General features: G+C 64.9%; 13 protein-coding genes and 1 pseudogene. 6 read left to right on the top strand and 8 right to left on the bottom strand.

All coding sequences use genetic code 11. The annotated features are described in order from the left end of the window. From SX243_19645 to SX243_19630, 4 genes and pseudogenes are all read left to right on the top strand, one after another. Nucleotides 1-193: Maf family protein (locus tag SX243_19645; GenBank protein ID MDY7095196.1), on the top strand; the 193-nt coding region annotated here is incomplete at its 5' end. Between the two features lie 123 nt (nucleotides 194-316). Then, nucleotides 317-820, top strand: a complete 504-nt coding sequence (locus tag SX243_19640) for a DUF4065 domain-containing protein (protein MDY7095195.1) — start codon at nucleotides 317-319, stop codon at nucleotides 818-820. Next, nucleotides 817-1,194 (top strand): hypothetical protein, encoded by a 378-nt coding sequence (locus SX243_19635; protein MDY7095194.1) that lies wholly within the window; start codon nucleotides 817-819, stop codon nucleotides 1,192-1,194. Before SX243_19640 ends, SX243_19635 begins: the two co-directional genes overlap by 4 nt. Before the next feature lie 78 nt (nucleotides 1,195-1,272). Next, nucleotides 1,273-1,365 (top strand): annotated as a pseudogene (locus tag SX243_19630) (hypothetical protein). 94 nt (nucleotides 1,366-1,459) lie between these two features. Here SX243_19630 and SX243_19625 read toward each other — a convergent pair. The 8 genes from SX243_19625 to SX243_19590 form a co-directional block, all read right to left on the bottom strand. Next, nucleotides 1,460-2,155 (bottom strand): hypothetical protein, encoded by a 696-nt coding sequence (locus SX243_19625; protein ID MDY7095193.1) that lies wholly within the window; start codon nucleotides 2,153-2,155, stop codon nucleotides 1,460-1,462. Between the two features lie 26 nt (nucleotides 2,156-2,181). Next, nucleotides 2,182-2,859, bottom strand: a complete 678-nt coding sequence (locus tag SX243_19620; protein ID MDY7095192.1) for a hypothetical protein — start codon at nucleotides 2,857-2,859, stop codon at nucleotides 2,182-2,184. Between the two features lie 354 nt (nucleotides 2,860-3,213). Continuing rightward, nucleotides 3,214-3,687 carry a hypothetical protein gene (locus tag SX243_19615; protein ID MDY7095191.1) on the bottom strand — a complete coding sequence of 158 codons (474 nt, stop codon included), beginning with the start codon at nucleotides 3,685-3,687 and terminating at the stop codon, nucleotides 3,214-3,216. Between the two features lie 31 nt (nucleotides 3,688-3,718). Continuing rightward, complete coding sequence (locus tag SX243_19610; protein ID MDY7095190.1) at nucleotides 3,719-4,381, bottom strand: hypothetical protein; 663 nt, start codon at nucleotides 4,379-4,381, stop codon at nucleotides 3,719-3,721. A 27-nt stretch (nucleotides 4,382-4,408) separates the two neighbouring features. Beyond that, on the bottom strand, nucleotides 4,409-5,212 hold the full coding sequence (locus SX243_19605; GenBank protein ID MDY7095189.1) for a hypothetical protein: 804 nt from the start codon (nucleotides 5,210-5,212) through the stop codon (nucleotides 4,409-4,411). 49 nt (nucleotides 5,213-5,261) lie between these two features. Further along, nucleotides 5,262-6,596 (bottom strand): aminotransferase class I/II-fold pyridoxal phosphate-dependent enzyme, encoded by a 1,335-nt coding sequence (locus SX243_19600; GenBank protein ID MDY7095188.1) that lies wholly within the window; start codon nucleotides 6,594-6,596, stop codon nucleotides 5,262-5,264. Between the two features lie 129 nt (nucleotides 6,597-6,725). Then, a complete protein-coding gene (locus SX243_19595) occupies nucleotides 6,726-9,185 on the bottom strand; it encodes a penicillin acylase family protein (GenBank protein MDY7095187.1) in 2,460 nt (819 codons plus the stop codon). A gap of 62 nt (nucleotides 9,186-9,247) precedes the next feature. Continuing rightward, nucleotides 9,248-10,474 carry a tetratricopeptide repeat protein gene (locus tag SX243_19590; GenBank protein MDY7095186.1) on the bottom strand — a complete coding sequence of 409 codons (1,227 nt, stop codon included), beginning with the start codon at nucleotides 10,472-10,474 and terminating at the stop codon, nucleotides 9,248-9,250. A 408-nt stretch (nucleotides 10,475-10,882) separates the two neighbouring features. On the opposite strand from SX243_19590, the gene SX243_19585 reads away from it, so the two are divergent. After that, nucleotides 10,883-12,103, top strand: a complete 1,221-nt coding sequence (locus tag SX243_19585) for an efflux RND transporter periplasmic adaptor subunit (protein MDY7095185.1) — start codon at nucleotides 10,883-10,885, stop codon at nucleotides 12,101-12,103. Then, a partial coding sequence (locus tag SX243_19580; GenBank protein MDY7095184.1) for an efflux RND transporter permease subunit occupies nucleotides 12,100-15,643 on the top strand: 3,544 nt, incomplete at its 3' end. The genes SX243_19585 and SX243_19580, both read left to right, overlap by 4 nt.

Below are 15,643 nucleotides of genomic sequence, written 5' to 3'. Positions count from 1 at the left end.
CTGGTACATCGCCACCAACGAGCCCATGGACAAAGCCGGCGCCTATGCCATCCAAGGGCTGGGTGGGTTGTTCGTGCCGCGGATCGAGGGAAGCTATTCGAATGTGGTGGGGCTGCCGGTGTCGGTGGTGTATGGGTTGTTGGGGGAGGTGGGGTTCTCGCTCGTCGATCGAGCGATCTTCTCGTCGCAGTAGCCCCCCTCCCAGTAGCGCCGCTGGGCTGAATCCTGGCAAAGGCCCAGCGTTTGGGATAAGCTTAAGGCGGTACTAGGGCGTAGAAATCGCATGCTGTTAGTCTAGGCTAGAGAGGATCGTGATATGGCCTACCCATCTTTAGCCATCGCCAACTACTTCATCGACCGCGGCGCGAGCGAGAAGGACTTCATGGATCCGCTACGGATCCAGAAGCTCGTCTATATCGCTCATGGTTGGTATCTGGCGGTCTATGGGGAGCCACTGCTCAAGGAGAAGGTCCAAGCCTGGAAGTACGGGCCGGTGATCCCCTCCCTCTATCGAAACTTCAAGGTCTACGGCAACGGGCCGATCCTCGATCCGGCTCTCGATCTAGAAAGCTTCGACGTCACCATCCCGCAGGTGCCGGAGGACGACACCAAGGCCCGCGCCGTGCTCGACCGCGTCTGGGAGCTCTACCGCCCCTACTCCGGCGTTCGCCTCTCCAACCTCACCCACCAGCCGGACACTCCCTGGCACGCGATCTGGTCGCAACGCTCCGACGGCAAAGCGAAGATCCCCAACGACCTGATCCAGAACCACTTCATTCAGATCGCCCACGAGCGGCCTCGGAAGGCCCCGGCTCAATGACGAGAGGGGAGACCCAAGACCCGCTCGGGGACCCAAAGGCCATCACCCTTCCGGAGTCCATCGATACCACCTCCGACACCGTCGACAAGCAGACCGAAGGCTGGAAGGAAGATCACCAAAAAGAGCGCGGGGCGTTGCAGCTCAAGCTACTGGCTCTCGACCTGACCCTCCGCAGGCGCTACGCCGGTTGGCTCTTTCTGCTTCTCGTAGTCTGGCTGGTCGGGATCTATGGGCTCTTGATCTGGATGGGCCTTCGAGGCCCCTTGAGCGACGCCGTCCTCATCGCCGCCCTCGGTACCACCACGGCCAACGTCATCGGCCTTTTCATTGTGGTGGCGCGGTACATCTTCCCGAATCGGGAGTTGGGGGAGTAGCTCGGCCAAGCATCAGGCCATTGCCGTCTACGCAAAGCCCGTACGCCTTGAACCGAAAATGGTTTTGTCCAGCACTCGATCCGGACGCTGCTCGACGAGTGCTTCAGAGTCCATGGCCGGACGAAGTGGTACACCGCCCCCAAAGAGATCCAGCGGGATCTCGATCACTTCCTGCGCTTCTACAATGAAGAACGAAGCCACCAAGGCTCTAGGCTCAACGGCCGAACCCCCGCCCAGGCTCTGGGACGGAACCAGCTGCCTGCCCTCATACCTGATCTGGATCAGGAAGAGGGGTCTCAGGAGACCGAGTGTCGGGTGAATACGGGGCTTGTACAAACAGCAAAACTAGCGCAGTACCCAAAACAACAACGGCCAAAAGATTCGACAATATGAGCAACCCCTGACTAAAAAACAAAAACCCTTTATCATGGCGTGGGTCCGTAACGATCAAATCGTAAATAACTCCAGAAAACATGACACTCCCGAGATAAACAAGCGTTGCCACCAAAAACCCCGCAATGGAGCTAATAGTACAAAGCTCCTCCGAGACCATCTCAAGCTTCGGAATCCAAGAAATCGACACCATTACCATGGCAAGGGTCAACAGCAGTAAGGCTACCTGCTTATTCCTGACTATTGACCTCAGAATTCGAAGCCGCTGAAGATGGTAAGGTATAAATAGACTAAGCGCATGAGGACTATTCGCCATTATCGAGCCGTCTTCTGGGATCGCCCCTAAGTCCAAGAGAGACTCTTCGCACTTCTCAATGTCTTTGCAGGCCCTCATGAGAGTCAACACCACTTCTGGCTCCCAACCCTGAGAAATACCATAAACCTCGAGAGAATCCTCCAAAAGATAAAGACTCTCCAGATAAGAAATAGCCGCCATAGCGGCTAAAAAAAGAAAACAAAAAAGCACCTCCCCTTTTCTCGAAGAGATAGTCCGACTGACTATCTTCATATCTCCCTGGGGGAGTTCACCCCTCCTCAAGACGCCGGAACCCACAGAAAGTCGCAGTAGTATGCCTCAGGATAGAGTTCGCAAGCAATCTTGGCAAGAACTTTGCTCAACCTCTCTCGGCCTTCTTTATTAGCAGACGAGATATAGACACCCCCCGCTCCACCAGCAATCAACACCGCTCTTTTCACAGTCTTAAGAATGTCAAACCTGAGTTTTATTTTGCCGCGCGTTGCCGAATAAACAACCTCGAAGTCGCCGTCAAGATCAAAGGAATACTTAAAGGCTGATTGCTTCTTGAGAGTGTCTAGCAACAATTTTCGCAACGTGTCTTCCGACAGAACCTCCTCAGGAGTCACTTCTTTAAGGGCATCTGACACTAGCTCATCGAGGGCCTTCCGTAATTCCATGGGAAAACGATCCCATACTTCCTTTCCCCCCTCCGAGATCAACCGTCCAGAACCATCAAAGATTTTCACCCTGGATCTGCTAACAGCCAAGTCAGCAGCATCTTCAACCCCTCCCCCGCGAAGAACAACGCTTCCTCTACCAATCGGAGTTGGCACCTCATCGCCCAAAGCCTTCACCAATCGCTTCTCTGCTCTCTTAGCTGACCGGACAACGGTACCCGCAAAGCAAGCAGATTGGGCAAGACCCCAGGCAAGCATAAGAGCAAGCCACTTTCGCATGAACTTTCTGAGCTTCACTACTTCAACCTTACATCCGGACCGCAATTGGCTGGCAGCAGTCAACTAGCAAAAGGCTGGCTAATGGGCGATCATCTGAATAGGCCACCAAGCGACTAGGCAGAACATACAAAGAAACACTCAAGGTCACCTCACCGTCTTCAGCAATCAATCAGAAAATACAACGGCCGAGCAACGCCACCTATTACAACGAGATACCCCACCTAGTAATCACACAAATACAAACCAAGGATTTCTTATAGGCTACCATAAATCAAGCGCCGAAGTGGAGGCGCAGCAGCAAACAGCATCGGCTTCAGCTGTCTACATCGATTACTGACGCTAGAGAAATTGGTAATTATCGCTTAGGACTCGTCAGGCAGACCTAGCCACCACAACATCCTCCCCCCGCAACGCCGTAAACCAAAGCACCCGCCCTTCCCCACCAAACCCCACCGCACCATCCAGGTAATTCGGTCCGCAAGGCGCTTCTCGCTGATCCGCTCGACTCTCCGGGTAAAAGTAGACCAGCACCTCGCGGGTGCTCTCCCGCAGAGCCCGCTCCTTGTCTCCTTCCGCCACCGCAAAGAACTCTCCCTCGATCTGCCCGCGGAGCAGCTTCACCGACTCGCCGCCGACGCAGACTTGATCGGGAGGGTCTAGGAGGTCGATGACTTCGGCCTTGGACATCCCCAATCGCAAGGGTTCGAAGCGCTCGGCCCAGGCTTTTTGTTGTTGGCGAGCGGGGGCGATCAGGATCCAGATGATCCCTACCGCGACCAGCAGGGCGGTGGCTAGCCAGAGGACGGGACGTTGGCGGAGAAAGGGGTTGCGAGGGTTTTGTTGCATGGCGGCTCCAGTCGATTTTGGATGCACCAGGCTAGTCCATCCCCAAATCCCGCACGAAGTGATCGTCGATATCAAGATCCTCCGCCCCCGTCGTCTCCCGCACCAACGAAACCACCACCGCCCGGATCTGCGACCGGCTCCAGCGCTCGGAGGAATCCAGGAGCTCTCGGGAGGAGCGCGTGACGAGGCGTTGGGCGAGCTGGCCGAGGGTCTCCATTTCGAAGTGGACCCTCTGCTCTTCAGTCGCCGCGAGATAGAGACCGATCATGATGCCGGTGGCCCGGATGCCCCAATCATCGATCAGGATGTAGACAAGAACCCCCGCAGCGATGGCCAGGACCCAGCCTTCGACGACGACTCTGGTCGAGCGGTGGAGCGAGGGGAGAGGGAGGCCGAGGGCTTTCTGAAGAGCCTTCCAGGCTTGCCGGCGTTCGCGGACGGGGAAGAGGGATTCTAGGGTCGTGGAGGGGGTGACGGAGCGGGTGGGGATGTTCTGGACCTGCTCGATGCCGCGGCGGAGGCGGTAGAAGGCGCGTTGGGAGAGGCAGGGGCCGGTGTCTTGAGTGAGGAGCCGGGCTTCCAGGTAGTCGATGAGCTTGCGGGGGGTGTCGAGGTGCTGGGCGTCTTCGTTGGGGAGGTGGAGGTCGAAGGTTTCCTCGACGTTCAGCAGCAGCTCTACGATGTCCAAGCCCATCGCTCCATTAGCCTCCTACGCTGCCGTTCATAGGATTGGATAGCGGAACGGAACGTCCGAGTCCATCGCACCGGGGCAGGTCAGAGAGATGTCTCCCTCCTTCGAAACATGACCGTCCAGATCTCCACCGGTCCATTCGCCGACCCCATCTGCTCGGAACTCCAAGAATTGCAGCGTGGCAGCACCCAACCGGCGGTAATGGCTGGATCGACCTGACCAGAAAAAGCCCTCGGCATCGGCGGGCTGAGAGGCCTCCAGACTCTGACCGGGCTTGAGCTCCCGATCTTCCTTCAGCTCCTCCGGCCAATCGTTCTTGCGCCATGCGGAAATGGTGACCCACGCTTCGAGCGAGCAATTGTTGGTCACCCGAAGGCGCTTGCGGGTCTCCGCGGTGTTGGCCTGGGGCATGGGAGTGCCTTGAGAACGGTACGGCGGGGCCGGCTGTCCATAAGACTTGGGAGGTGAGGCTGCCGAGGGGTTGGGAGAAGCATTTCCCGAAGGGGCACTTCCTGCCGAGGTGGCACCCGGGGAGGTAGCGCTCTGAGAGGCAGCGCCCGGAGAAGAGACTCCGGAAGAAGTTCCCTGAGGAGTCTTCTTCTCTCCGTTGCTCAGGAAGACCACCACTCCCACGACCAGCAGCGCGATCACCCAGCCGCCACCGGACTTCTTGCCTCCCGCCTTCCCGCTGCTCTTCCCTTTCTTGCGGGACTTCGATCCCTTCGCCGGCTTCTGCACCAACTGAGACATGCCCTCCGCCTGACAGGTCGGGCAGATGGGATGCATGATGTTGTATTCGCTGCCGCAGTTGGCGCACCGATAGACGTTTCCCATCGAACTAGCTCCTGACCCGACTCGTCCCAATCCAGAGGAGACGCACCGGCTACGCCCCCACCCCCCGCCCGGCGAGGTGGCTCACTCCGCGCTCCAGGCGACGGACGAGCTCGGGGAGCTCGGTGACGTCGACGGAGCAGTGGGCGATGCGGAGGTAGTCGCGGCCGATGGAGATGAGGCCGGTGCTCTCTTCGTCCAGCAGGTGTTTGCGCACGCGCTCGGCGTCGAGGCCGAGGGTGGGGGCCAGCTGGAGGAGGGCGAAGCTTCCGGAGTTGAAGGGTTGGGGCAGGAGGAGGTCGCCGTGGGTCTGGTCGAGGGCCTCCCGGAGGACCTGGTAGCGGCGCTCGAGGAGCTGGCGGACGGCTTCGATCTCTTCCTCGATGGACTCTTCCCGCAGCGCTTGGAGCAGGATGGCCTGGCTGGAGGCTACCGGGGAGCCGACGGTGGAGCGCACCATGCCCATGACCTTGCTCTCCAGCGCCTTCGCCGCCGGGGATTCGGGCTCGTAGGGGAAGGTGAGGAAGCCGACCCGGCCGCCGAAGAAGGTGAATTCTTTGGTCGAGCCGTCCACCTTGACCGGGGTCAGCTGGGGGTGCTGGCCGACGAGGTCCCAGAACATCGACTCCCGGGGGATGTCCGCCTCGTAGACCAGGCCGGCGTAGGCGTCGTCGCAGATCACCATCACCGGGCGCTGCTGGGCCAGGCGCACCAGGGAGGCGCGGATCTCGGCGCGCTCGTCCACCGTGGCGGAGTAGCCGCCGGGGTTGGAGGGAAGGTTGAGGATCACCAACACCGGCTCGTCCTCCCCCAACTCCGGATCCGCCGCCACCGCCGCTTCGGCGAAGGCCGAGTGGTAGCGGCCGTCGACGAAGGCCGGCGCGGAGAGAATGCGGGCGCCGGTGCGAGTGGTGAAGACGTGGTTGTAGTTGCCCCAGTACGGCGCCGGGGCGATGACGGTGCGGCCCTCGCCGCCGAAGAGGTCGGCGAGGATGGACAGGCTGTGGCTCAGGCCGCAGGTGACCAGCGGCAGGCTGGAGGGATGGGAAGCCTCGGCGCCCGCCTCCAAAGTGCGGCGCTGCCAGCGGCGCCAGCGCTCCCGCAGCTCGGTGATTCCCGCCACCGGCGAGTAGAGGAAGGCGCGGTTGCGGTCCTCGTCCCCCAGGCTGCGCAGCACCCGATCCATGGTCGGCAGGGTCAGGGCCCCGCCGTGGCCGTCGGTGAGCTGGCCGATGGTGCCGTTGTAGGCAGCGGCGCGGGCCTCCCGGGCCTGCACGGGGATGCCGGCGGGCATGACCACCCGGCGCCCCAGGGGCGACAGGGTGCGCGCCAGGGCCGGCGCTTCTTGGTCCAAGGTCTGGTTGATGCGTGTGACGAGATCGCTCATGGCTCGATCCTCTCGAAGGCCTGGCGACGGCTCGCCAGGCTCTTTATATGCGGTCGTAAGAATTCAGGTCGTGGTTGGCGCCGGTCTATGGACCGTCGCTGTTGGGCGGGAGCTTAACAGCTGCGCGCCTCAATCCGCCGGAACCAGCTCCAACCGCGAGACCGTCGCCGCCTCCACCGCTTCGTCGGTCCACGGCACCGTCCGCGTCTCGCCGGCGAGGTAGAGGTCCAGCTGGTCGTCGTAGTGGTCGTTCCAGGGGTGGCCGGACTGGCCGCCGGGGAGGACCGCCAGGTCGCGGTTGGGATCCTCTAGATCCGCCACCCAGCGCATGGACGGGCCGTAGGTCACGGGGGCGACGCCGCCCCGCCAGCCGCCGCCGAAGGCCGCCACGGTGGTGGCGGAGCCGGGGAGGGGGAAGGGGCCGCGGTTGAATAGGCTACCCACCACCGGCGCCGACCCCGCGGGATGGGCGAGGAGGAGCTGATGGAGATCGCCGTAGCGCCAGTCGGCGACGGCCTGCCCCCAACGCTCCTGGCCGGCGCTCCAGGCGGAAGCGAGGGCCGAGGAGATGATCTGCCGGCGAGTCTCCACCTCCTCGGTGGTGACGTCGTCGAACCAGGCGGAGTCCAGCTCGCCGGCCAGCAGCCGCCCCATGCGGTCACGGGAGTAGAGATCGGGGGATCGGAGGTGGTCTTCCTCGTCGTCCCAGACAGCCAGGGCGAGCTCGTGCTCGAAGAGGGCGAAGAGGGCCGACGGGCCGGTGAGCTCCATGGAGCCGTCCCAGGCCTGCAGCGTCTCGTAAGCGCGCTGAGCGTCGCCCTCGTAGCCGCCGTCGAGCTTCGCCACCACCTCCAAGGCGTAGCGGGAGAGCACGTCCTCCTGCAGATCGGCGAAGCTCGCCGGCTGCCAATCCCGGCGGTCGCCGAGGAGCTCGCGGATGCGGTCCCGGCGGTGGGGAGTGTCGAAGTCGGCGGAAAAGAGCCGTTCGTAGCCCTGCGGGCGCACGTCCGTGTTGGCGGTGACCAGCAGGTCGTCCTCCGGGCGTAGCACCCGGGGGTCTTCCTCCGCCGGCCGCAGGCCGTCCCAACCGTAGGCCGGATCCCACGCCGGCGCTGCCATGCGGCCGTCGCCGCTGCGCCGCTGGGGCACCTGGCCGAGGACGGTGTAAAGCAGGCCGCCCTGGCGATCCGCCACCACGAGGTTCTGGGCCGGCGCCACGTAGGAGGCGATGGCCGCCGGCACTTCGTCGACGGTCTTGGCCCGGGCCAGGGCCAGCAGGGCCGCCAGCGGATCCTGGGGCAGGTGGGCGGTCCAGGCCAGGCTGCGGGCCGGAATGTCGTATTGGGGCAGAGCCTTGAGCAGCGGCCCGAGGTCGGTGGTGCGGATTTCCAGCTCGACGGTGCTGCCGTCGGGGAGGGGGATCTGCTCGGTCTGGAGGTCGATGTCCAGCCAGCCGTCGCTGCGGCGCACCTGGGTGCCGTCCTCGCTCAGCTCCTCGATGAAGATGTCGTGATCGTCGAGCATGACGTTGGTCACCGCCCAGGCCAGCTGCTCGGTGCGGCCGATGACCACCACCGGTAGCCCCGGCAGGGAGAAGCCCGAGACCCGGTAGTCCGGCGCGTGGAGAGCCACCTGGTACCAGGTTCCAGGGAGTGCCAGGCCGAGGTGGGGATCGTTGGCCACCAGCGGCGCGCCGGTGGCGGTGCGGGAGACGCCCACGGCCCAATTGTTGCTACCCGGGGCCAAGGCTCCCACTCCACCGCCACCGCGGCGCAAGGCAGCGATCTCCTCCGCGGCTGCCTCCTCGGAGCCGTTCTCCTCCAAAGTCTCGCCTTCCGCCGGAGCGCTCTCCGAAGGCCGGGCCTCTGCCGGCCGAACCTCCGACGGCCGAACCTCCGACGGAGAGTCGCTGGCGGCGAGGGCGAGGATGGATTCCGCCGGAGGCTGGACGTCGTCCCCCACCAGCTCGAGAGTGCGCTCGAGGCCGAAGCGCTGAAGCCAGATGAAGCGCTCTTCTTCCGGGCGGTCGTTCCAGAAGGAAAGATCCTCCGCCATCATCAGGGCGAAGCAGAAGCTGTCCACCGGCGTCCACGGCTCGGGGGTGATGCGCAGCAGGCGCAGGGTCGGGGGCAGGTCGCCGCCGCGCTCCTCGAGCCAGGCGTTGACCCCGGCGGCGTAGGCTTCCAGCAGCGCCCGGGATTCGGGGCCGGCGTGCTCCCACAAGCGCTCGGCGGTGCGCCGTAGCTGGAGCAAGCGCATGCGGCGGTCGAAGTCGAGGGCGCCCTCGCCGAGGATCTGGGAAATGCGTCCGGAGGCGGCACGGCGGCCGAGCTCCAACTGGGCCATGCGATCGTTGGCATGAAGGTAGCCGAGAGCCATCACGGCGTCGGTGGCGGAATCGGCGGTGACGTGGGGCATGCCCCAGCGGTCCCAGCGCACGGTCACCGGAGCGTCGAGGCCGGCCAGCGCCGCCTCGCCACTACGCCGCGGCTCGCCGGAGTGGGTGAACCAATACCAGGCACCGGCGGCGACCAGAACCAAGAGCACCAGGAGGACGGCGAGACCGCGGAAGAGAAGACGCCAATTCATTGCAAAACCCCTCTCGGGAAAAGACATCGCCGGCGGCCGACGAGATCAAAAGAAATCGGAAGTCAAAGGACGGCCAGCAGCTGGCGGGCGCGCTCCGCCTCCCGCAGCCGGGGGCCGAGCTTGAGGAAACGCTCCAGGTGTTTCTTCGCCTGGGCGTTGTCCCCGGCGCCGATGTAGTAGCGCGCCAGGTGGTAGTGGGCGAGGGCGTTCCTGGGCTCCTCGTCGAGGATTTCTTCGAGCAGCGCCTTGGCCTCCTCGGGCTCGCCGTCGGCGAGGAGATTCTCCGCCTCCTCGACCTTCGCCGCCATCGGATCCTGGGCCTCGGACTCCGGAGTCTCGGGAACCTCGGCGGCGGCCTCGGCTTCCTGCTCCCGCCGTTCGGCTTCGTCGAAGACCCGCTGACCCACCGGGTTGAGGGGATCTTCAGCGAGGATGATCTCCGCCTGGCCGAGGGCATCCTGGAGGCGATCCTGGCGCATGTAGAGGGTGGTCAGCGCCTCCCGCGCCTTGAGCAGCTCGGCATCCAGCCGCGCCGCCTGCTCGAAGCGCTCGATGGCCTGATCCACCTCGCCGGCGCGCATCGCCTCCACCCCGAGGTTGAACACCCGGATGGCCACCTGCGGGCTGTCCCCCAGCTGCACCAGGCGTTCCAAAGCCTGCTCGGCCTCCGTCTGCTGCTCCAGCAGGCGATAGGCGTCGTATTGAATCTGCAGCGCGTTGCGGTCGTCGGCGTTGGCCTCCAGCGCCTGCTTCGCGGCCGCCACCGCCTGCTCCCCCTGCCGCTGCTGGAGGTAGATCTCCGCCAGCGCCACGTGCGCCGCCGACAGATCCGGATCTTCCTTCAAAGCCTTCTGGAAGCCCTTCTCCGCGGCTTCCAGGTCGCCGACGTTGAAGGCTTCCGCCGCCTCGTTGTAGGCAACTCGGGCCGAGCCCCGCAGCTCCCGATCACCGGCGTCGGAGGAGAGCTGCACCAGCTCGTCGCCGGAGCCGTCGTCGGGGCGAATCTCGAAGTTCTGGCGCACGGAGCTCTCACCGGTGCGCAGGCGGCCGGACTCGATGGCCCCTTCCTGGGTGGCGTACCCCTCTTTGACCAATTTGTAACGGAAGTCGTAGGTCTGCACCGGCAGGGGAATGCGAAACTCCCCCAGCTCGTTGGTACGGCCTTTGTGCACCAGCGGCGGCCCCTTGAGGGTCGCGATTTCGATCTCCACCCCCGGCACCGGTGTGCCCTCGGGGTCGGTGATCTGTCCCCACAGGGTCGACAGCTGGGCGCTGGCGGGACTTGCCACCCACATACTCATGAACACTAGGAGAGCCCAGACGAGGCCGGATGCGCGGGCTGAGCCAGACATCCGAATTGCGGTCGGGTTCGAAGGCTTCGGTGCGTGGCGTTCCATGCGTAGGGTCCTCCCCAGTTCTGACGAGTAGGTTCCGTAGAGTCGACGGTCCATGCTACATGGGCCTCATCCTACAGAAAGGCCCGCGCCGGGAAAAATCCAGGCTCTCCAAGGCGGCCGGCACCGAAACACCCCCATTGAGCATCACGTAATATGTCTACGAGTCGCGACGTTCCTTGTTTTGAAGGAGCCGTCGAGGCTTCCAGACCTGAAAGTTCGGGGGCCTGAATCCCGTTTCGGACCGTAGCGGCATCCGCCGCCGGCCGGAACCGGCACCACGCTCCCTCGAAGGAGCCCGAAATGAAGCGTTTCCCCTCCCCCATCTTCCTGTTGCTGCTGCTCCTGGCCCTGGCACTGCCACTGGCCACGACCGGTTGCTCTCACAGCTCGACGGAGGCCGGTGAGGCCAGCTCCGAGGAATCCGGCGACCAGGGCGAAGACGGCTCCACCGAGGAGGAGAAAGAAGACACCTCGGTGCCGGTGGAGCTGACGACCCTGGAGACCGGGTCCATCGAGGCGGTGTTGCGCTATTCCACCAATCTGGAAGCGGAGAGCTCCGTCCAGGTGTTGGCGGAAGCCAATCGCAAGGTCCGCCAGCTGCTGGTGGAAGAAGGAGACCGGGTGCGGCGCGGCCAGGTGCTGGTACGGCTCCAAGACGACGAGCAGCGCACCACCCTGGCCAAGGTGCAGAGCGAGCTGGACAAGGTGGGGCGGGATTATGACCGCCAGAAGCGCCTCTATGAGCAGGGCTTCCTCAGCGAAGAGGATTATAGCGACGCCACCTACCAGATCGAGCAGCTCCAGCTGCGGCTGGAGGAGGCCCAGCGGGAGCTCTCCTACACCGAGGTCACTGCCCCCATCGACGGCACCGTCACCGCCCGCATGATCAACCTGGGGGATTTCGTCACCATCAACCAGCCTCTCTTCGAGCTGGTGGATTTCGACTCCATCGTCGCCCGGGTCTTCGTGCCGGAGAAGGAGCTCTCCAGCCTGGCCACCGGCCAGGAGGCGCGGCTGACCACGCCGGCTGTCTCCGATCAGATCCACTCCGGCTCTATCGAGCGCATCGCACCGGTGGTGGATCCGAAAAGCGGTACGGTGAAGGTGACGGTGGCGCTGGACAACCCGCGGGCGCTGCGCCCGGGACTCTACGTGGACGTGGCCCTGGTGACGGCGGTGCACGAGAACGCGCTGCTGATCCCCAAGCGGGCGTTGGTCTATGACCAGGATCAGATCTTCGTCTACCGCCTGGCTGATGTTTCTTCCGGCGACGCCGCGGAGGAGCAGACCGTCGAGCGGGTGCGGGTGGAACCGGAGCTGGAGGACAAGATCTTCATGGAGCCCCGGGGAGACCGGCTGAGCGCCGGGGACCGGCTGGTGGTGGCGGGGCAGGCGGGGCTCAAGGACGGCGCCGAAGTGCGCATCCTGCAGTCGGTGGGCGAGGCCGCCCGGGCCGCCGCCAACGGGCTGCCGAGTCGGAACGATGCTGACGCCGACGCCAGCGCCCGGGAGGCCGAGTGAGCTCCTCTGAAAGCAACCCTCCTGAGACCGGCTCCTCCGAGGCCGCCACCGCTCCCCCGGCGGAGCATTCCGGACGCTCGAGCTTCAGCACCCGCCGCCCGGTGGCGGTGCTGGTGATCTTCCTCGCCGCCGGGGTCTTCGGCTTCTTCTCCTATGGCCGACTACCGGTGGCGCTGATGCCGGAGCTCAGCTATCCCACCCTGACGGTGCGGACCGAGTATCCCGGCGCCGCGCCGGAGGAAGTGGAGAACGACATCAGCCGGCCGGTGGAAGAGGTGCTGGGAGTGGTGGGCGGCCTGCAGCGCATCAGCAGCGTCAGCCGCGCCGGAGTCTCCGACGTGGTGCTGGAGTTCACCTGGGATACGGAGATGTCCGAGGCCACCCAGGACGTGCTCGAGCGCTTGGACCTGATCTTTCTGCCGGAAGAAGCGGACCGGCCGCTGATCCTGCAATACGACCCGTCCTTGGATCCGGTGATGGAGCTCTCCCTCTCCGGCCGCGGCGAGCGCTTCGACGGAGAGGAGGGCTTGCGGCGGCTGCGGCGACTGGCGGAGCTGCAGGTCAAGCGGCAGCTGGAGCCCATCAAGGGCGTCGCCGCGGTGCGGGTGCGGGGCGGTCTGGAGGAAGAGATCCACGTGTTGGTGGACGACCAAAAGCTCCGCCGCACCGGCCTCGCCATCGACACCGTCATCGATCGCCTGCGCCAGGAGAACATCAACGTCGCCGGCGGCACCATCCAGGAAGGGCGCACCGAGTACATGGTGCGCACCCTCAACGAGTACCAGAGCCTGAGTCAGATCGAGAATACGGTCATCGCTCGCCTCGATGGCCGGGAAGTGCGGGTCAAAGACGTCGCCGAAGTCTCCTTCTCCCACAAGGAGCGCCAGATCATCACCCGCACCGACGGCGGCGAGAGCGTGCAGGTGGAGATCTTGAAGGAGGCGGAGGCCAATATCGTCGATCTCGCCGCCCGGGTGCGGGACGCCGTGGGCACCCTCGACCTGGAGGCGGAAGAAGCACGGGCCGCGGGAGAGGAGCCGGAGGAAGAGCAGAAGTCGCCCTTCGCCGCCGGCGGCCCCCCGGGGCAGGACAATCCCTTCGCCCAGCCCCTGGGCCTGGCTACCGAGCTCTACCGCTCCGAGGGCGCCATCCTGCAGGTGGTGGCGGACCGCTCCACCTTCATCAAGAGCAGCATCGACGAGGTCATCTCCACCGCCGTCTTGGGCGGCCTGCTGGCGGTGCTCGTGCTCTTCCTCTTCCTGCGCAGCGGCCTGTCCACCGCCATCGTGGCGGTGAGCATCCCCATCTCGCTGCTCATCACCTTCGCCCCCCTCAATCTGCTGGGGGTGAGCCTCAACATCATGTCCCTGGGCGGCCTGGCCCTGGGCATCGGCATGTTGGTGGATTCGTCCATCGTGGTGCTGGAGTCCATCTACCGCTGCCGCGAAGAGGGGGACGACCTGGTCACCGCCGCGGTGCGCGGCACCTCCGAGGTCCGCGGCGCCGTCGCCGCCTCCACCCTCACCTCCATCGCCGTCTTCTTCCCCATGGTCTTCGTCGAGGGCATCGCCGGCCAGGCCTTCGGCGATCTGGGGCTGGCGGTGGTCATCTCACTGCTGGCGTCGCTGGCGGTGGCGGTGTACTTCATCCCCATGCTCGCCAGCCGTCGGGGTCTCGACCTGGACGCCGAAACTCCCCAAAGCCAGTGGCGCCGGTGGGGCGCCTGGGAGACTTTCCGGGAGGACTTCCGCAACCTCGGTTTCTGGCGCTGGATCGTACTGCCCTACCTGCTCCTGCGGCTGATGCTGGGTCTGGTGTTGGAGCTCCTGGGCAAGCTCGCCCTGGCACTGACGTCGGGTGCGGTGCGCCTGGGCAAGGTCGTCGCCCGCAAGGCCCTGCTGCCGGTTCTGGCGGCGGTGCTGGCGCTGCCGCTGCTGCTCACCCAGCGGGTCCTGGGCTGGCTGCGGGAGACCTATCCGAAAGTGCTCCAGGTGGCGTTGCGCAACGCCGGCGCGGTGGTGCTGGCGGCACTGGCCACCATCGCCTTCACCGTTTGGGCAGCGACGGAGCTGGGCACCGAGCTGCTGCCGGAGGTGCATCAGGGAGAGCTGACCTTCGAGGTCGCCCTGCCCGTGGGCACTCCCCTGGAAACCACCGAGGAAGTGCTGGCGGCGGTGGAAGAAGAGCTGCTGGCGAATCATCCCTACCTGGACTCGGTGCTGGTGACCTACGGCTTCGACCCCACCACCTCCCAACGCTCCGACGAGGGAGAGCACTCGGCGCGCTTCAAGCTGCTGGTGGAGCGGCCGGACCCCGGTCTGGTGGAGCGCCTGGTATCGCCGCTGATGGGCCGGGCTCCGGAGGACTACGACCTCAAGGCACGGGAAGAAGTGGTCATCGACCGCCTGCGCCGGCGCCTGGCGCAGATCCCGGATCTCGACGCCCGGGTCACCCGGCCGGTGCTCTTCAGCTTCCGCACGCCGGTGGAGGTGGAGGTCCACGGCGAGGACCTGGCCCAGCTCAAGACCTATGGTGACCGCACCCGCGACCGGCTGGACCAGCTGCCGGCGCTGGCGGATGTGGAGTCGAGCCTCAAGACCGGCGCGCCGGAGGTGCAGATCGTCTACGACCGGGACCGGCTGGCGCGCTACGACCTCAACATCCAGCAGGTGGCCCAGCGGGTGCGCAACCAGGTTCAGGGCTTCGAGGCCACTCGTTACAACCTGCGGGACCGGCGCATCCCCATCCTGGTGCGTCTCGACGAGACCGACCGGGAGACGGTGGAAGACGTCAAGGACCTGGTGGTCAACCCCGGCGGCGAGCGCCCCATCCCGCTCTCGGCGGTGGCCCAGGTGGAGCTCGGCGAGGGTCCCAGCGAGGTGCGGCGGGTGGACGGCCAGCGCATCGCCCTGATCAGCGCCAACCTCGACGGCGTCTCCCTGGGCTCCGCCGCCGAAGCCATCACCGCGGCACTGCGCAGCGACATCGACTGGCCGGCGGATATGACCTTCTACATCACCGGCCAGAATCAAGAATGGCAGCGCAGCCAGCGCAGCCTGTGGCTCGCCCTGGCGCTGTCAGTCTTCCTGGTCTACGTGATCATGGCGGCCCAATTCGAGTCGCTGCTCCAGCCCCTGGTGATCATGCTCACCATTCCCCTGGCCTTCTTCGGCACCATGGCGACCCTCCTGTGGCTGGGCATCAGCCTGTCCATCGTGGTCTTCCTGGGGATGATCATGCTCGCCGGCATCGTGGTCAACAACGCCATCGTGCTGGTGGACTACATCAACACCCTGCGCCGCCGCGGTCTCGCGGCTCAGGAGGCCATCGTCACCGCCTGCACCGTGCGCCTGCGGCCGATCCTGATGACCACCGCCACCACCGCCCTGGGCCTCGCGCCCATGGCCTTGGGGCTGGGGGACGGTGCGGAGATCCGCACTCCCATGGCCATCGCTGTGATCAGCGGACTGGTGGCCTCCACCGTCCTCACCCTGCAGCCGATCCACCAGGTCATAGATCACCGGGATCACCAGCAGGGTG

The organism is Acidobacteriota bacterium, from assembly GCA_034211275.1.
Taxonomy (GTDB): Bacteria; Acidobacteriota; Thermoanaerobaculia; order Multivoradales; family JAHZIX01; genus JAGQSE01.
Note: the sequence above shows the minus strand (reverse complement) of the source record. Positions and strands in the feature narration are given on the sequence as shown.